We start from the raw sequence: 16,772 nt of genomic DNA on the forward strand, positions 1-16,772 counted from the left end.
CTGACGGCACGGCGTTCAACGCCACGTTCCGAGGTGCCTTCAAGGGCCAAAAGGGCGCGGTGACAGCGGTCGTTGCCACTCTGCGCGGTCGCCTCAAAGAGGTCGATCTCGGTGACTGGAAAGCCGGTGATGCGGCCGAGATCAAGCACGCCGTTTCGGTCACGTACTACAAGCTCGAAATCGACGGGCGCCTGATGTACGAAATCGACATGGTCGCCGGCATTCAGGTGATCGACGGCACAGACCAACTGCTCGAAGTGCGCAACGCGCTGGGCCTGTAAGGAATAGATCCAGATGACTCAAGTAATCGCTAAAAACCTGCCGGCCTGGCTGTCGCTCAGTGCAGTCGGTGCCGTCGTAACGCTGACCCGCCCAAGCCAAGCCAATAGCATCGACGTCGAGACGTTGAACCTGCGTAACCCGACCGTGCGTGAAGTGCGCGCGGCTGATCGTGCTGCCAACGGCGACGACGAACAGCGCGAACTGATGCTGTTCGCAGGTCTCGCCGAAGTCGGACTGAAGGATCTGGAAGGCCTCAAGCTGACGGATTATCGCCGCGTGCAAACGGCGTATTCGCACCTGGTACCGAAAACCGATTATTCGGACTCGATGCCGGCGTGGTTGTCGCTGACCACCGATCAGGTGCTGGTGACGCTGTCGTGTCCGAGTGAAATCAATGGCGTGACCGTCGACAAGCTGGCCTTGCGTTCGCCGACCGTGGGCGACGTGCGAGCGGCCAACCGTGAGGTGGGTGGCGACGATGAGCAGCGCGAGCTGGTGTTGTTTGCGGCGTTGTCCGGCGCTTCGGTGGCGGATCTGGAGGGGCTGAAGCTGGTGGATTTTAACCGCTTGCAGGCCGGCTATTTTCGCATGGACAACGACGACGGGCTTTAACCCCAGCGTGATCAAGTGGGCGGCGAAACGTCTGGCGGCGGAAACCGGATTTTCCGCCGCTGAGATCCAGTCGATGCCGTTCGCGGATATGGTGTGGTGGCTCACGGATTGAGCCGCTTTGGGTAGTGCTGGGCACATGGGGGCCATCACATGGCAAACAAAATCGCCCTTGGGCTGGTGATCGGCGGTGCCGTCAGTTCCACGGTCGGCGCCGCGTTCAAGGATGTGACCGGGCGCATCAAGCGCCTCGAGGCAGAAGGCAACAAAGCGCGCGTGCTGCAGCGCACGATTGGCGACACCATCCGCCTGCGCGAAGAATGGAAAAAGGCTCACGACACCGGCGCGGCCGGTGCGTCCAAGTTACTCAACCGTTTGAACTCAAACCTCGACAGCCTGAAAAAACAGGGGATCGAGGTCGGCCGGCTGGAAAAAGCCTATCGCTCGATGGGGCAGACGGCCAACAAAGCCGAGCTGAAAGCCAAGGGTCATCAGCAGATTGATTCTGGCGTAAAGGGCATGAAGGGCGCCGTCGGCGCGGCGGTGGTCGGTGTTGGTGCCATGGCGGTACCGGCCAAGGTCAGCGCTGATTTTGGCGCGATTGTCCGTGACATCGCGATCAAGGCCGGCATTGCCAACAAGCCGCAAGAGCAGGAGATGTCGCGCAAGATCATCGACACTTCGCGCGATACCGGCATGGCGCGCAATGATGTGGCCGACGTGGTCAATCAGTTGGTCGGCGCCGGTATGGACCTGAGCAAGGCGCTGGAGTACGCGCCTGTCGCGGCCAAGTTTGTCGTGGGGCAGGGATCCAGCGGTGTCGACACGGCGAAGATGATCAACGCCCTGGGGCAGAACGCCAAAATCACCGACCCCAAGCAAATGCAGCAGGCGCTGGAGGCGATTGCGTACCAAGGGCAGGCGGGCAGCTTTGAAGCGGCCGACATGGCCAAGTGGTTCCCCGAGTTACTGGCCAACATGGCCAGTAATGGCATCACCGGCTTGGACGCGGTGACGCAATTGGGCGCCATGTTGCAGGTTCAGATGAAGCAGGCCGGCAGTTCGGACGAAGCGGCCAACAACCTGAAAAACTGGATGGGTAAAATCGGTTCGACCGATACGGTCAAGGCTTACGAAAAAGCCGGGATTGATTACAAGGGATCGATGCAGACCGGTTTGCAAAACGGCATGTCGACGCTCGAAACCAGTATGGCGCTGGCTCAGAAATACATTCAGGCGACCGATCCGGCACGTGCGGCGAAAATGGCCGAGGCCACGGCAAAAATCAGCGAGCAAGCCGATCCTGAAAAGGCCAAGGCCATGATGGCCTCGCTGGAAGAATCCCTGCGCACCGGCGACCTGTTCGCCGACATGCAGGTTAAGGCCGCACTGTCGGCCTACATGCAGAACAAGGCGCTGTACAGCCAGCTCAAAAACGATTCGCGTGACGCGACCGGCATCCTCGACAAGAACCTCGCCGAACGGCGCGAGTCGTCATCGCAGAAATGGGCGGAAATGGCCCAGTCGATGGATGACGCCATGCGCAGCATCGGCGATGCGCTGCGCCCGGTGACGGACACCGTGGCCGAGTCGTTGACCAAGGTCACTAAAGGCATTACGTCGCTGACTGATAGCGCGCCCGGGGTAGTTGCCGGTATCGCCACGGTCGGGGCGGGGCTGATCGCCTTGAAGGGTATCTTCAGCACGATCAAGATCGGCAAGGGGCTGCTAAACCTTGCGCGTGGGTCGCGCGGTGGCAGGAATGGGAGCGAAGCCCCAAATAAAAACCCCGGAGAACTTGATCTGGTAGCGACTGGCCTGGATGTTGTTTCGCGGGTGAAGGAAGCGGCAACAGGCGGTGGCCTTGGTACTGACAGTGGCGCAGGTAACGACGGCGTCAAAAAGGTTTTCGTCGTCAATGCCGGCGCTATGGGTGGCGGTGTGGATGCGTCGGGCGAATCGCGCCGACGTGGGCGTGGGTCAAGGCGCAGCGCTCGGCGCCGGTCGTTGCCGAGTTCGAGAGGTCCTCGCCCATCTGTGCCTCGTCCACCTGTTCCGGTTTCACGTTCATCTGTTCCGGTTTCACGGCCACCCGTTCCGGCTTCGCGTCCCCCTGTTTCGATCCCGGTGCCATCAGTCCCTTCTGTTCCAAGTGGGGCATTGTCCAAGCTCGGCGTCGTAGCAGAAACAGTCGGTAAGGTCAGCAAGGCGGCCAAGGTCATTCCTGGCGGCACGCTGCTGGAGTCCGGCGCGATGGCGCTTGAAACCTTTCAAAACGCCAAGACCAAGGACGAAAAAGCCGAAGGTTACGGTTCGGCTGCCGGCAACCTGGCCGGCACCATGGCCGGTGCAGCAGCAGGCGCCGCCATTGGTTCGGTTGTGCCGATCATCGGCACCGCGATCGGCGGCATGTTCGGTGCTTACCTGGGCAGTCAGGGCGGTGCGGCGCTGGGCGGGTCGTTGGGTAAGTCGCTGTTCGGCGGTGAGGATGAAAAGCCCGAGCAAACGGCAAAGGCGCCGGTGCCGACCACGCCGCTCATGATGGCGTCAGCGGCGCAGCAAGGCCCTGTCTTGGGTGATGTCGCGCGCTCGATGGCGGTGACGGCGCCACTCAAGTCGGCGGCGCTGGCTATCCAGCCCAAGGAGCCGGCGAAGCCGGAGCCGGCCAAGGTGGATCAAAAGTTTGAGTATTCGCTGAGTATGCCGGTCACGGTAGAGGGGGATGTGAAAGACCCTCAGCGCCTGGCGCAGGATCTGATGCCGCACATGCAGCGAATGATGGCGGACGCGGCGAAGACTAACGCCGCCACGCTGTACGACGAACCCCATGTGTAAGGAGGTTTCATGGCTTACATGGAACAGATGCAATCAACTCTGAAATATCTGGTGGAGGCGGCGGAAACCGGGCGGCGTAGTGCGGATGGCATGCTGTCCCCGGTCAATGGCGCGATCCGCGAACTGACCGGCGCCGCGTCCGAGCTGGAAAACATCCCGTTCGTCGGGCCGGCCATCGGCGCCAAGCTTCAGCGGGTGATGCGCGGCGTCGACGCGGCTCAGGCCAAGGTCGGTCAGGTGGCGGCGGTGTACGGCCGCGCCACCCGGGCGGCGGCCGAAGTGCAGGAGCGGCTGGGCACATTGAAGGAACAGGCGGGCAAGGCGGCCACGGTGATTAACAACGTTGCCGGCAAGGTCAGTCCGTCGCTGGCCAACATCGTGCCCACCAGTTCCTTTGCCGTGGAGGCCACGCCAGCGCCGGAGGCGGTGAAGCCGTTCCCGCATCTGATGATCATTCAGCCGCGCGACCCGAAGATTGAGCCGTATTACTTCAACCTGGACACGGCCGCTTTCGACGAGCTGAGCCGTTCGACCGAATTCCGGTGGGCTTCGCAGGAGCGGCTGACGCGTCGGCCGGCGAAGCAGGCCATCGGTATGGGCGATGAAAAGTTGACGCTCAAGGGCACGATCTATCCGGGCTTCAAAGGCGGTTTAAAGCAGCTCGACACGCTGCGTTCCATCGGGGCCAGGCAGCAACCGCTGACCCTGACCACGGGCTATGGCGAGGTGATCGGGACGTGGTGCCTAAAAAACATCAACGAGGAACAATCCGCACTGCTGCATGGCGGGATTGCCCGCAAACAGGGTTTTACTTTGGAGTTTGAGCGCTATGGCGACGATATGCAGGACGTCTGACGGCGACATGCTCGATGTGATTTGCAACAACGTTTACGGCCATCTGAATGGCAGCGTCGAGGCCGTGCTCGATGCCAATCAGGGGCTGGCCGATGAGCCTCAGCCTTTCCGGTTGGGCGTGATCATCGTCCTGCCGGATCTGCCCAGCCCGACCAATGAAGGCGTTAGTTTGTGGGATTGACCTGGAGCTATGCCTTCGCCGGCGCCGCGTCGCGTTACGCGTAACGACACCTTGTTTTTCTGGCCCGCCTTGTGCGGGTTTTTTATTGGAAAAAAACCATGACTCCGATGTTTCGCATTGTCGCCGATGGGGCCGACATCACGGCCAAGATCAACGATCGGCTGTTGTTGCTGCGAACCTCTGACAAGCCGGGCATGGAGTCCGACGAGTTTGAGTTGCGTATCGACGACCGTGATGGGCAAGTGCAATTGCCACGGCGTGGCAGCTCAATCGAGATCTACCTGGGCTATGCCGAAACGACCTTGACGCGTATGGGCAGTTACACCGTCGATACGGTCGAGGTGTCAGGCCCGCCGGACACGATCGTGATCAAGGGTAAGGCCAGCGACGTGCGTGGCAGTGGCAAAACCATCCGTAGCGGAAGCTGGGAAGGCGTGCCGTTGTCGAAGATCGTGGCTGACGTGGCCGCGCGCAATGGCTGGACGCCGGTGTGTCCGGTGTCGACCAAGGTCGCCCGGGTCGACCAGCTCAATGAGTCCGATTTTAATTTCATCACCCGTCTGGCCAAGCAGTACGACTGCACAGCCAAGGTCGCCGATGGCAAGCTGTTGGTGATGCCGCGCCAAGGTGGCCAGACGGCCAGCGGCAAAGCATTTGACGCTATCACGCTGACCCGCAGTGACCTTAGCCGCTGGCAATTCAGTCTCGGTGATCGCAATTCGCACAAGGCGGTGGCCACCAAGCATCAGGACAAAAAGAACGGCAAGCTCGCCGTGGTCACCATCGACAACGATGACGCGCCGGATGGCTTGCCGGCAGTACATACCGACCGCCATATCTACCCAGATAAAGGCGCCGCTGAGGCGGCGGCAAAGGCCCGTTTGTCAGCGTTCAACCGTTCGACCGCTGATGTGCGGCTTGAGATGCCCGGTCGAACTGACATCTTCGCTGAGCGTCCCATCATCGCTCAGGGTTTCAAGGTCGGGCTTGATGGCGAATACCTGGCGGATTCGGTCGAGCAGGTGTTCACCCAGTCCGGCTGGTCGACCACGGTCGAATGCAATGCCGGCAAAGCCGGTAAATCCAAGAGCAAGAAAAAGAAAGGGTCGAAACCACCCCTCAAGGTCGTGAACATCGAGAAACAGTAACCGCATCCCATCGCCGCCTGAGTGCGGTTTTTTTACGTCTGGAGTTTGTATGTCCATCACTGAACAACAGCTGCAAAGCATCATGCCCAACGCCCGCCGCCAAGCGGGCGTTTTTGTATCCGCGCTCAACGCAGCCATGGCTCATCGGCAGATCAATACGCCGAAACGCCAAGCCGCGTTTCTGGCGCAAGTCGGTCACGAGTCGGGTCAGCTGCAGTACGTCCGGGAACTGGGCGGCGACCAATACCTGAGCAAATACGACACCGGCAGCCTGGCTGCGAAACTGGGCAACACGCCGGCAGCGGATGGTGATGGCCAGCGCTATCGCGGTCGCGGCCTGATCCAGGTCACCGGTCACGACAATTACCTGCGCTGCAGCTTGGCGCTGTTCGGTGACGAGCGATTGCTGCGCACCCCTGAACTGCTGGAGCTGCCGCAGTGGGCCGCCGAGTCGGCCGCATGGTTCTGGTCCGTGAATGGACTGAACGCGCTGGCCGATCAAAATGAATTCAACACGATCACCCGCAGGATCAACGGTGGCCTCAACGGCCTACAGGATCGGCTGGAGTTGTGGGGACGGGCGAGGGCGGTGCTATGCGTTTCGGCGAACTGATCCCGGCGCCGTATCGGCTACTGGCAAAAGGCGTGCTGCTGGTCGTCTTGGTCGGTGGTTCTGCGTCCATTACCTGGCAAGTACAGGATTGGCGCTACGGCAAACAGCTCGCAGAGCAGGCCCGGCTCCACACCGAAACCCTCAACCAACTGAATCTGGCCTCGGCCGCTCAGCAGCGTGCCGAACAGGATAAACGCCTCAAGCTCGAGCAGCGCCTGGCAACCAGTGAACAAACCCATTACCGAGTCTTGAGTGATGCCGAACGTGATCAAGGTCGCCTGCGCGACCGTCTTGCCACTGCTGATCTGCGCCTGTCAGTCCTCCTCGACGCCACCACCGGCGCCGGCAACGGATCGTTGTCAGCCACCACCGCCACCGTCGGCGTGGTTCATGGCTCCACAAGAGCCGAACTTGACCCAGCGCATGCTCAACGAATTATCGGCGTCACCGATGACGGAGACCGGGGGCTGATTGCCCTCGCGGCCTGTCAGGCATACGCCAATGAAATCTCAACACCGAAGTGAAAAGAGCTGCCTGTCCTGATGCGTCAACATCCGGACAGGCCGCCGTCCCTGCAGATTGTCCCTGCAAGTCCAGCCAAGGCTCTTGCTCCGTGCACAAAGCGCGGCGAGCCTAGCACCTGTTTATCCATACAGTAAAGGTCTTGCTTTTTATGTCTACACCCATCATCCCTTGGATGGGCGGCAAACGCCGCCTGGCCGACCGCCTCATTCCGCATTTTCCGCCACACGAATGCTATGTCGAAGTCTTTGCCGGCAGTGCCGCGCTCTACTTCATGAAGCCCCAGCCATCGCCGGTCGAAGTCCTCAACGACATCAACGGCGACCTGGTCACGCTTTACCGCGTCGTGCAGAACCACCTCGAAGAATTTGTGCGCCAATTCAAATGGGCGCTGAGCTCGCGGCAGGTGTTCGAATGGCAGAAAATGACCCGCCCCGAAACCCTCACCGACATTCAGCGTGCCGCCCGATTCTTTTACCTGCAGCACCATGCCTTCGCCGGCAAGGTCTCGGGTCAGACTTTCGAGACGGCGACGACTGCCCCGGCCATCAACCTGTTGCGCATCGAGGAAAACCTCTCGGCCGCGTGGCAGCGCATGTTCGGAACGTACGTCGAAAATCTCTCGTGGCTTAAATGCGCCGAACGCTATGACCGTGGCCATACCTTCCACTGATCGCGCCTTGCTTGTACCTAATCCCAGGATTCACGCTGTAGTAGGGGTATCGTCAGAACGTCGGAACATATGCCCCAGTGAAAGTACCCAAATGAAGAACACTTACTGAGTAAGAGTAAATGGACATCTAAACTTATGCGCCTGCATTCCCTTATGTCACAGCGCCGTAGTTGGACGACTGAGGGCCTGCTCTGTCCTGACCTCTTCATTCCTCTGGCAGAGCAGACGGACCTGATGGTTCCCTAAGGACGTTGGGTATTGCAAGAAGCCTGAGAGACAGCCCTAATTTGGCCCGACGATGTGGTGCTTTGCTTAGCCCGTAACAGGCCCAGTTTACCCCCAGCGACGTAGATGAAGACGTACGTGAGTACCTGATCACCACTCAGTTTTCAGCAAGTCGACTTGAGCTTGAGATAACCGAAAATGGCACGCTAAATAATACCGAAGGAGCCTTGGCCACGATGGCTGCACTCTAGCAACTAGAGGTACGGCTAAATATGAATGATTTCGCCAGCGGATATTAGCGCCGGCAACTATCCCGCGATCGACTATTTATATCCAGAAGCCTTGGTGTCTGGATAAGTTAATTATAATATTGGAGGAGGTTTTGTAACAAAACTTCCCTTGCGTAAACTAATTTCTGAGCGCGCAGTAAATGGCGGAAATAGATTTAAATAATTAATTTTTGTCTGTTGGTGTGCAGTGGTGTGATATTGAAGTTAATTCCTTTAAAGTTCTTTCTAATAGAGGTTGAATTTCTTCCATTGTAACTATATCGCCGTACACATTTTTGTATTTTAATCTCAATGTTCTTCTGCTGTGCCCCTTCATCCAGCCAATAATGCTTTCCCAAACCTTTGGATCAGTGGCTTGCTTGAGAGGTATGAATATAGACAAACAGGGTCTGATCGTTGTATAGCAATGCTGATAATATTTTGGAGTGGCACTATCATTTATACTAAGAGGTTGCAGGAGCGCTTTGAATTCCGCTTGAGAAACGTAATTTGTGCTATAAAAGTCATCGATGGTACAAAATAGTTTAAGTTGAAATCCGTCGAGCTTCTTCATGGGCAAGTCCTAAGCTTAAAAATCAAAAGCAACGTTACCCTATAATTGTGCGGCTTTTTTCTAAAAAATGTTTTTTATGTACTCAATCTCATCTTTAGTTAATTCGCATTTCAATACGCACTTTTCTGGAGGAAGAGGTTGGAGTTGATGCGCTGCTAACCATGCGAGCTGCCAAACTTTCCAATCATGGTCGACGGTTTCATTTACATACCCGTCACCGGCGCGAGCTAATAAAGCGTGAGGCAATGACGCCTCGAACGCATCACGTTCCGTTCGACCCATAAGTGTTTCCATCCAATGCAAGGCACCTGATACGTTCAGAGTAGATCTCTTTTGAAAAAAATCGAGAAAAATCTTCATAAAATATAATTTTGGCACGCCACAACTGTTGTCTGGTCTTTATTAGCATAATGATATCTTACTGGTCACCTGAACGAGCCCCATGAAAGACAGGACACCGTTTCCCCCTTACGATAAGGGATAGGCAAACGGTTATGTTTATGACTAATAGCAACGATAAGAGTGGTGAGCTTTTGGGCCAGGAGCGGCGTCGTCGCTGGAGCCCAGAGCAGAAACTGGCCATGGTTCGAGAGAGCCTTGAGCCAGGACAAAGCGTTTCAGTGGTGGCTCGGCGCAACGGCATCAATGCCAATCAGTTGTTCTTGTGGCGCAAGCTGTATCAGGACGGCAGCCTGTCGGCGGTCAGTGCTGGCGAAGCCGTGGTGCCTGCCTCCGAGCTAAGCGATGCGCTCAAGCAGATCCGTGAACTGCAACGGATGCTGGGCAAGAAAACGATGGAAGCCGAAATCCTCAAAGAGGCCGTGGAGATCGCCCGGTCGCGAAAATGGATTGCGCACTCACCCTTGTTGCCGGGGGACGACCAGTGAAGCTGGTCAGCGAATGTCTCGGTGTGGCGCGCTCGCAATTAACGGTGCGAATCAAGCAATCGGTATCGCCCAAAGTGCGGCGAAGCAGGCCTGTGAACGATGTAGAACTGGTCGCTGAAATCCAGCAAGAGGTCAGCGAACTGCCCAGCTATGGATACCGTCGCGTCTGGGGACTGCTGCGTCGTGCACGTGAAAAGCGGTCGCTGCCGGCGGTCAACGTGAAACGGGTTTACCGGGTGATGCGTGACCACAACCTTTTGCTTGAACGCCGGATCAAACAGCCCGGCGTGCCGCGTCGGCACGAAGGCCGTATTGCGGTGGAAACCAGTGATACGCGTTGGTGCTCGGACGGCTTTGAGTTCCGTTGCGAGGACGGTGCCAAACTGAGCGTGACCTTCGCCCTGGACTGCTGTGATCGCGAAGCCATCGGCTGGGTCGCGAGCCCGACCGGGTACAGCGGCGACGATATCCGCGACTTGATGCTGGAAAGTGTGGAGAAGCGTTTCGGTGATCAACTGCCCGCCATGCCGGTGCAGTGGCTAAGCGACAACGGCTCGGCCTACACCGCCGAACAAACGCGCCTGTTTGCTCGACAGATCGGTTTGCAGCCGGTGACTACCCCAGTGCGCAGCCCGCAGAGCAACGGCATGGCCGAGAGCTTCGTGAAGACGATCAAGCGGGATTACGTGGCGCACATGCCCAAGCCGGATCGAGAAACGGCGCTGCGTAACCTGGCAATTGCCTTTGAGCATTACAACGAGCAGCATCCGCACAGCGCTTTGAACTATCGCTCACCGAGGGAGTTCAGGCGCTTGGCAGCTGCATCAATTTAACGGGGAGTTGGTGTCCGGTTTTGTAGGGGCAAGTCCATCACCGATAAAATCGCTGTGTCCATTAAGGTGGGACTTAACGTAGGTGGTGCCTCTGAAGTTTCGAGCGCGAATACGCACAAGATGCACTTAGACCTTCCTTATCTAGCGGTAACCAAGGCCTAGTTCTAGTGTCATGGTAGGTAGGATTCGATGTATCGCTACTAAAGGGCTGGTTCGAGTCGAGTCTCGCACCGCACGCGCAACCAAGGGCCGCTATTGCTCGATAGTGTTCCTTAGTAAGTGCAGGCGCGGGACAAGCATGCGGGTACAACTATGACCAAGCTACTTCGCAATGATCATATCCGGTCCGTTGTTCCGAGCGTTCCCAACGGCAGTGTCGACCTGAACCACTCGAGCACCTCTGACTGCTCACTTTGGTGAAGCATCATCTGCTCAGCAGGCTCCTTTGGCATGCCGTGTTGAGCCGTTCCATTTTTCCAAGGCTGATGGCAGTATGTTTTAAAATTTCATTGCTTATGCTCCGCGTGAGTGAGAGCAAGGCATGGATACATGCGAAGCGGGGTTGCGCTGATTCCGCGCTTTCATCGCCCGAGGGGTTGATTGTATCGATCCTGGATGCGCTTCAGCTCGCCCGAGTAGCGCAGTTGCTCTAGGGCGTTGGCCCAGGAGGCTACCAGTTCGTCGTCGCAGTCGCGGCTGAATGCGATGTAAAGCGATGAACGATAGAGCTCGATGGGAATCTGCCGCAGCGCGCTGGGGGCGATGTTCAACTTGCGACTGTAGTAAGCCACTCCCGCATCGGTGTCGCCTATAATTATATCGGTGCGCCCGGCTAGTAGCATACGATAGAGCTGCAGACTCTCGGTTGCAGTTTTTTCGAGGTTGTTGAAGCCCCGCGACTGCAGAATCTCGGGTATGAGGCCGGCATGTCTCGTCGTAATTTTTGGGGCATGCAGTAGCTGCTCCAAGGAATTCACCGGCTGCAGGGCATTGGCTAACTGATAGGGGTGAATGGACTCCTCCACTATCGGTCCGACCCACTTGTATAACGGTTCACGCTCTGGCGTGCGGAATAGAGAATACATGATGGTCTTGGGCCGGTTTTTCAATGCACGGGCGCTTCGCATACTGGGCAGTACCACCACCTCAAAGTCATCCCCGGTCAGTACCATTATGCCTCGAACGATCTCCGTGGCCATGCCGGTGATCTGATTGTTCTCCTGGTAATTGAACGGCGCCCACTCTTCAGTAACGACCTGGTACTGCTCGGCCTTGACGATAGTGCCAAGTAACAGGCAGAGCAGCGCGGCAATAAGTGTCGAATCTTTCACGTGTTCTGCCTAGTGGGCTGTGCGGTGATCAAGGGTTGTTCTGATTAGTAGGGCGAAATTAGTATAGTACCTAACACACGTAAAACGCCTTATGCACTTCCGTAAACCTTCGCCACGACGATTTATACATACGAACCAGTACGACATGGCGCAGGTTTCTAAAGAGCGTTTAGTGGATTGCCTCTTGTCAATATCGGGTGGTGCACGTAGTGACCTTCCAGTCTGGCCGATAGCTGTCAGTCAGGAATCTTACGACCTGTCGATAGGTGCTGGTCAGCCGAGCGGTCGTAACTCAAGGGCAAAATTAGGGCATTAACGGGCCGGTGCAGACCACAATACGCCACTTGCTAAAGGGTAAAACATGCATTTCATTGGCCTGAAGTGGCCCAGAAGGATATAGGGACGGGTTTGAATCCTTATCCAAACCGTCATTTACGGCAATCTAGATCAACCAATACATCTGAGAAACGGTAGGTGAAGCAATTGGCTTTGAAGATGACGCCGGTCACAGCTCTACACTTAATCGCTTAATCCCCACGCTGTTGGCAAAGCGCCCCACCACGGTCAAGCTGGCCTATGTGCGGAGCCGCACACGTCTCGATCGCACCGGCACCCAGCGCGCGACGCTGTTCCCGGCGAATCGACAAGCCCCAGTCGGGGCCACCGTCGACCTTGGCTACCAAGCATTAACGCACCGTATGTTGCTCCACCAGGGCGCGTAACACGTTTTCGTGAATGCCTTCACCGATCATTGTGCGGCTCCTGCCGCCGCTCCGTGGCGGCCGCCTCGAAGGCTGTATACAGACCTTCGATACTCGCCGCGTTTAGTACCTTGGCCGTCTCCAGGCCCAGCACAAACCCTTCGGCGCGGTCACTGGCGCGAAAAAGATCGTCCGCCGTGTGCGCCCGGGCAATTTGCAGCAGAAGTTTCAGCGTTTGAATCTCCACCGCGTGCGGCAGATTCAGCCTAGATAATGCCTTATCCATCCTGATCCTCGTTCGAACCGGAGCCGTTCGCCGGCAGTGCAAACCCCAGCTCTTCGGGTTCTACATTGATCAGCAGCCAGCCGCCCAGCGGTTGGTTGCTTTCGCCAACGATTGCCCCTGCACATCAGCCCGTCAGGGAGTATTACGCGCAGGATATTGGCGCCCTTGGGTCCTTCCAAAAAGTGCGCCAGTTTGACACGAGTGCGATCGGGGCCGACCTTACTCCAGCGCACCGGACATTCGAGAGTTGTCAATTTGGCAGGTGGACACTCTTGGTAGTGGGCGATCACCGTGACGGTGGCCAGAGCTTCAAAGACGTACGACATTTCCCCTCTCTGCTGGAAACTCTAGGGGTATCTGTGTGGATCCGGATGACGGGGAAATGATAGACCAGACTTGAGCAGCGTGGTTTCCGACACTCGAAAAAAGGCCCCCACACCTGTGCCGGGTGTGGGGGGCTATTGAACATAGGGCGAAATTATCAGTAATTGAGCTCATCCGATAAATGGACATTTACCGAGGTTGACTGTCATTATTTTGCATACTAAAAATAGTGATGCGGTACTCAATTCAAACGTCAAGGAGACCTTAGACATGATGCGCAGAGGTTCGAGGTATTGGCTTTGGGCGGATTGTGGTTTGCACTGCCGGTCACACGATGAGGTGTTGATTGATGGCAGCATTATTGATGTTCAGACCAGAGTATCTAGAAGGGGACGAACGCAGCTGTTCATCGGTGTTTATAACAAGGAAGGCGTCGCCCTATTTGAAGAAGCTCATGATGAGTTACATAACGACACGATGACAACGGCTCTCGCATGGGGCATAGATCGTGCGCGTGAGAAGGCAACAGGCAACCTGGTGCAAATAACTTCAGCTAGCGAAAGCTCGCCCGCAGCTTCCCGTTATCAGCGAACATCTGGTGCTTGAAATCACCTGCAGTTGCCATCCTGTCTTATACCGAATCATATCGGTGTAAGGCTGGTTTACCCCCTACCACCCCGAAGTTGCATGATCGCATGTGATAGTGCTTGTGTGTTTTTATCAAATTTTCAATGGCCATGAGTGCGCTCTATCCACTGATCGTCAAAGCCTGCTCTCGGCCGAGGCTGTTGAAGAAGTCGAACCTGGTTTCCGCAGCTGAAAAGTACGCGATCGGGATTGAAATCTTTATTTTTGGGAAAGGTTTCCTGACGCAGATTTCACGCAGGTGCGTGCAAAAAGGCGTTTTTTACTGGTCAATGACCAGGCAGTTTTAGATGACCGAGTTCTTCAACAAAATCGGCGAAAGCCATCGTTCCCATAGGCCGCTTCGACCGAAGGCGGAAATCAGCTCATAGCGATTAACGGTCAATGGAGAAGTTGCCTCCTGCCTAGAGATACTGCCTGGAGTTAGTCACGGAAACCAACCTTTTACAGCGAAAAGCGCAAATGGCTGTTAGCTATCATTCTTTAATAGCCAATCACTCTAAAAATTTAAAAACACTTTTTTTTAACGGATCTATTCTCGTATTCGCGCAACGGACTTAAGGATGTTTTGCGCATCAACTCATACAATTAAGCTATTAAAGGACGATCCCATGGAAAGCTTTGCTATTGCGGCATCACAAATTAACTGGAATGGCGGCCAACGAATCACTTTAAATGCAGGTGACACCGCCACTTGCACGACGTTGCGCCCTGGTCAGATTTACGGGATTTTCATTTATAATTCCGCCGGCAGTGATAACAATGCTGCCGTAAATGTTGTATGGAGTAATAGCCAGCCTCCTGCAACTATTACTGTTCCAGGTACCACCGCGAATGCCGGATTGGCCTCGTTGGGATTCGTCTCTGGCAGTGACACTCAGACAATATCAGTTTCGCTACCAAGCAATAGTGGAATTGCACAGGTTGAAGTTTGGTTGGGCAGTACCAGTATGCCGACAAACACGAGCGGACTGAGCAACAATTCATTGCAGGCTAACGGCGAGCAGTATCCGTTCAACAAATATAATCGTTATTATTCCGTGCCGCCTTCGAAATGGATGAATCTGACAATCGTCAGCAAAATCACCCAGTTTATTTCGTGCCAGTTCCGAGAAGCCGCCGCGACTGTATTTGTTGTGAATGAAACGTCTAATGGCTTGCTCGTTGGGCAAGTTACTAATATTGGACCTACTGCTTCGGAAAAAGGGGCTGTCACGATTGTTGCTACTCAGATTCAGAATATCAGTAATAACTTGCAAGGAGACGGTACTCAATGGGTCTGGATTGATGCAGACAGCCAACAAGACTCAACGAGTGCCAGTATTTCGTTACAATCACTTTAATTTCTCAGTCGGCTAGAAAAAAGCCACGTGATACGTGGCTTTTTATTTTATCGACTTCGCGAGTGCATATTAATCACAAATAATTCAGCAATACTTAATATTCGCTTTTGGCGGTGTGCTGCCAGTCATGCGATTCCTTAGCACTGTCGTAACCGCATAATCGCATCTGAAATCGCTTTTGCATTCGTGTCCAGTGTTTCCAGGGCCGCAGTGGCGTTATCGGCAACATTGTCCGCGCCAGCCCCTGATATCCAATGGGTGATTTCTTCCATCGCTGCACCTAGCGCATGCTGGTTGTGCAACAGCAACGTCAGTGCATCGGCTGTGATGATGTTGGGATATGAGTTACCTGGCATGTGGATCGTCCTTGAGCGATAGTTTCGGAAAGTCTAGTTCGTGCTACTCATATCAGAGTAGCCGTGCGCCCATTCATCGAGCCCACCAGGATGGCGCATTTGTCCCATATGGCCATTTCTCAGACACCAACAAAGCACAAACCAAGTTTTCTCAAGAAATCAAGTGGTTGCGTTAGATTAGTATGACGGTGAGGGAGAGATTCGAACTCAAAATTAATATGGGGCCAAGGCAAGCTGAACCGAGCGACACCAAAAGCGCTGCCCATTACTCCTGCCTCAATCCCGTCTTATTGACAGTCTCAGCAGTGTCCAGATTGGAGTCGAAAACGCTTGCTTAAAAATTGCTAAAGAGATGGGAAGCAAAAACGGGATCTTCGACTGAATAAATTTAGCTAGTATGCAACTGATACAGGCTTATTTAAGATGCCGCTTTGGCCTTTATTTACGGGGGCGAGCCGATCAATACGTCCGATCCATTATCGGAGCCAGCGAGCGGCCGCAAACGGCAAGAAGCAGTCTCTCCTTTCTGCTCGGGGAAGCTAGCTCCCTACTGCTTCATTGACGCTCAACGCACTGCTACCTCCACTAATTAATAACATGGCGTGGTGATCAGGGTTGGCTGTAGCATTGGCGGCGCAGTTTGGATCGAAGGTGATTTCGCTGACGTTTTGGCTAAGGCCGATGAAGCACTTTATCGTGCCAAAAGGGCCGGCAAATCCCAAGCGCAGTTTTATCCGGCTGGCTGACTGGCAGATACCTTTTTCAGCGAGACCAGCCTCGAGTCTGTTTAGAACAGCACAGTGCAGGCCGGCAATAGATGAGAGTTTTGACCGGTCGGTAACGGCCGACTTTTTTGAAAAGTCGGCTTCGAATTCCACGCCAGAAAAGTACGCGCCTGAGATTGAAATCTAAATTTTTGGCAGACGGATTAGGACTTGGATTTCACACAGCAGCGTGCAACAGAGGTGTTTTCATCTATCAATACTCGAGCGCTTTTGGGAAACCGATTTTTTCAACAGAATCGACCAAAAGCGGCCCTTCGCGTCCGACTCCTTTTGGCCCGGAGTGTGTAAAAACGCTGATCCAAAATTGAAGTTGGCTCTTCTATGCTAAAACTGAAATTTACAGGCTGGTTTGCAGACCTGGATTTTGCGTAGAAACGCGATTTGCGGTTCTACTTTGGACACCAATCGCGCAGAAAAACGTTTTTACACACGCTGGGCCGATAGCCGCCATTTGATTTACGGTTAAACCTCATTCAACAATGAAAAAAGCCCCGC

Annotated in this window: 16 protein-coding genes and 2 pseudogenes; 13 read left to right on the plus strand and 5 right to left on the minus strand. The window is 55.2% G+C overall.

Translation table 11 applies throughout. The annotated features are described in order from the left end of the window. The 10 genes and pseudogenes from AACY19_RS25450 to AACY19_RS25495 all read left to right on the plus strand — a co-directional run. The coding region (locus tag AACY19_RS25450; RefSeq protein ID WP_339454312.1) for a phage major tail tube protein at nt 1–281 on the plus strand (281 nt) is incomplete at its 5' end. Nucleotides 282–294: 13 nt separating this feature from the next. Beyond that, nucleotides 295–894 (plus strand): phage tail assembly protein, encoded by a 600-nt coding sequence (locus tag AACY19_RS25455; protein ID WP_339454313.1) that lies wholly within the window; start codon nt 295–297, stop codon nt 892–894. A 150-nt stretch (nt 895–1,044) separates the two neighbouring features. Beyond that, nucleotides 1,045–3,726 (plus strand): phage tail tape measure protein, encoded by a 2,682-nt coding sequence (locus AACY19_RS25460; protein WP_339454314.1) that lies wholly within the window; start codon nt 1,045–1,047, stop codon nt 3,724–3,726. A 9-nt stretch (nt 3,727–3,735) separates the two neighbouring features. Further along, nucleotides 3,736–4,581 carry a phage tail protein gene (locus AACY19_RS25465; RefSeq protein WP_339454315.1) on the plus strand — a complete coding sequence of 282 codons (846 nt, stop codon included), beginning with the start codon at nt 3,736–3,738 and terminating at the stop codon, nt 4,579–4,581. Beyond that, entirely contained in the window at nt 4,556–4,762 is a 207-nt protein-coding gene (locus AACY19_RS25470) for a tail protein X (RefSeq protein WP_150730180.1), read from the plus strand. The genes AACY19_RS25465 and AACY19_RS25470 overlap by 26 nt, the downstream gene beginning before the upstream one ends. Before the next feature lie 98 nt (nt 4,763–4,860). After that, nucleotides 4,861–5,910 (plus strand): phage late control D family protein, encoded by a 1,050-nt coding sequence (locus AACY19_RS25475; protein ID WP_339454316.1) that lies wholly within the window; start codon nt 4,861–4,863, stop codon nt 5,908–5,910. Nucleotides 5,911–5,959: 49 nt separating this feature from the next. Further along, the gene (locus AACY19_RS25480) at nt 5,960–6,523 is read left to right on the plus strand and encodes a glycoside hydrolase family 19 protein (RefSeq protein ID WP_064364600.1); all 564 of its coding nucleotides are present in this window, start codon (nt 5,960–5,962) and stop codon (nt 6,521–6,523) included. Further along, nucleotides 6,505–7,047 (plus strand): lysis protein, encoded by a 543-nt coding sequence (locus tag AACY19_RS25485; protein WP_339454317.1) that lies wholly within the window; start codon nt 6,505–6,507, stop codon nt 7,045–7,047. The genes AACY19_RS25480 and AACY19_RS25485 overlap by 19 nt, the downstream gene beginning before the upstream one ends. A 149-nt stretch (nt 7,048–7,196) precedes the next feature. After that, a pseudogene (locus AACY19_RS25490) lies at nt 7,197–7,715 on the plus strand (DNA adenine methylase); the annotation flags it as partial. Between the two features lie 183 nt (nt 7,716–7,898). Further along, nucleotides 7,899–8,191, plus strand: a pseudogene (locus AACY19_RS25495) (EAL domain-containing protein); the annotation flags it as partial. Nucleotides 8,192–8,396: 205 nt separating this feature from the next. On the opposite strand, the gene AACY19_RS25500 reads toward AACY19_RS25495, so the two are convergent. Continuing rightward, nucleotides 8,397–8,786: a hypothetical protein gene (locus AACY19_RS25500; protein WP_150688915.1), complete on the minus strand. Its 390-nt coding sequence runs from the start codon at nt 8,784–8,786 to the stop codon at nt 8,397–8,399. A gap of 500 nt (nt 8,787–9,286) precedes the next feature. On the opposite strand from AACY19_RS25500, the gene AACY19_RS25505 reads away from it, so the two are divergent. Then, nucleotides 9,287–10,506 (plus strand): IS3 family transposase gene (locus AACY19_RS25505; RefSeq protein WP_445262325.1). Its coding sequence is split into 2 segments (ribosomal slippage): nt 9,287–9,632 and nt 9,632–10,506, totalling 1,221 coding nucleotides; the frame shifts between segments, so codons are not numbered across the junction. Nucleotides 10,507–11,087: 581 nt separating this feature from the next. Here the strand turns inward: AACY19_RS25505 and AACY19_RS25510 are convergent. Both AACY19_RS25510 and AACY19_RS25515 read right to left on the minus strand, forming a co-directional pair. Beyond that, nucleotides 11,088–11,837 (minus strand): substrate-binding periplasmic protein, encoded by a 750-nt coding sequence (locus tag AACY19_RS25510; protein ID WP_150688916.1) that lies wholly within the window; start codon nt 11,835–11,837, stop codon nt 11,088–11,090. 741 nt (nt 11,838–12,578) lie between these two features. After that, nucleotides 12,579–12,824 carry a hypothetical protein gene (locus tag AACY19_RS25515; protein ID WP_339454319.1) on the minus strand — a complete coding sequence of 82 codons (246 nt, stop codon included), beginning with the start codon at nt 12,822–12,824 and terminating at the stop codon, nt 12,579–12,581. A 522-nt stretch (nt 12,825–13,346) separates the two neighbouring features. Here AACY19_RS25515 and AACY19_RS25520 point away from each other — a divergent pair. Both AACY19_RS25520 and AACY19_RS25525 read left to right on the plus strand, forming a co-directional pair. Beyond that, complete coding sequence (locus AACY19_RS25520; protein ID WP_425335718.1) at nt 13,347–13,754, plus strand: hypothetical protein; 408 nt, start codon at nt 13,347–13,349, stop codon at nt 13,752–13,754. Nucleotides 13,755–14,404: 650 nt separating this feature from the next. Beyond that, a complete protein-coding gene (locus tag AACY19_RS25525) occupies nt 14,405–15,136 on the plus strand; it encodes a hypothetical protein (RefSeq protein ID WP_339454320.1) in 732 nt (243 codons plus the stop codon). 137 nt (nt 15,137–15,273) lie between these two features. Here AACY19_RS25525 and AACY19_RS25530 read toward each other — a convergent pair whose 3' ends face one another. Beyond that, nucleotides 15,274–15,492, minus strand: a complete 219-nt coding sequence (locus tag AACY19_RS25530; protein ID WP_339454321.1) for a hypothetical protein — start codon at nt 15,490–15,492, stop codon at nt 15,274–15,276. Nucleotides 15,493–16,031: 539 nt separating this feature from the next. Continuing rightward, entirely contained in the window at nt 16,032–16,370 is a 339-nt protein-coding gene (locus AACY19_RS25535; RefSeq protein WP_339454322.1) for a hypothetical protein, read from the minus strand. Nucleotides 16,371–16,772 lie beyond the last annotated feature (402 nt).

This window comes from Pseudomonas sp. EA_5y_Pfl2_R50, from assembly GCF_963970475.1.
Lineage (GTDB): Bacteria > Pseudomonadota > Gammaproteobacteria > Pseudomonadales > Pseudomonadaceae > Aquipseudomonas.

Excerpts from the sequence above, each read along its gene's own strand:
- AACY19_RS25515 (WP_339454319.1), bottom strand. The coding sequence starts at position 12,824 with ATGGATAAGGCATTATCTAGGCTGAATCTGCCGCACGCGGTGGAGATT.
- AACY19_RS25455 (WP_339454313.1), top strand. The coding sequence starts at position 295 with ATGACTCAAGTAATCGCTAAAAACCTGCCGGCCTGGCTGTCGCTCAGT.
- AACY19_RS25480 (WP_064364600.1), top strand. The coding sequence starts at position 5,960 with ATGTCCATCACTGAACAACAGCTGCAAAGCATCATGCCCAACGCCCGC.
- AACY19_RS25525 (WP_339454320.1), top strand. The coding sequence starts at position 14,405 with ATGGAAAGCTTTGCTATTGCGGCATCACAAATTAACTGGAATGGCGGC.
- AACY19_RS25470 (WP_150730180.1), top strand. The coding sequence starts at position 4,556 with ATGGCGACGATATGCAGGACGTCTGACGGCGACATGCTCGATGTGATT.
- AACY19_RS25485 (WP_339454317.1), top strand. The coding sequence starts at position 6,505 with ATGCGTTTCGGCGAACTGATCCCGGCGCCGTATCGGCTACTGGCAAAA.
- AACY19_RS25530 (WP_339454321.1), bottom strand. The coding sequence starts at position 15,492 with ATGCCAGGTAACTCATATCCCAACATCATCACAGCCGATGCACTGACG.
- AACY19_RS25465 (WP_339454315.1), top strand. The coding sequence starts at position 3,736 with ATGGCTTACATGGAACAGATGCAATCAACTCTGAAATATCTGGTGGAG.
- AACY19_RS25460 (WP_339454314.1), top strand. The coding sequence starts at position 1,045 with ATGGCAAACAAAATCGCCCTTGGGCTGGTGATCGGCGGTGCCGTCAGT.
- AACY19_RS25500 (WP_150688915.1), bottom strand. The coding sequence starts at position 8,786 with ATGAAGAAGCTCGACGGATTTCAACTTAAACTATTTTGTACCATCGAT.
- AACY19_RS25475 (WP_339454316.1), top strand. The coding sequence starts at position 4,861 with ATGACTCCGATGTTTCGCATTGTCGCCGATGGGGCCGACATCACGGCC.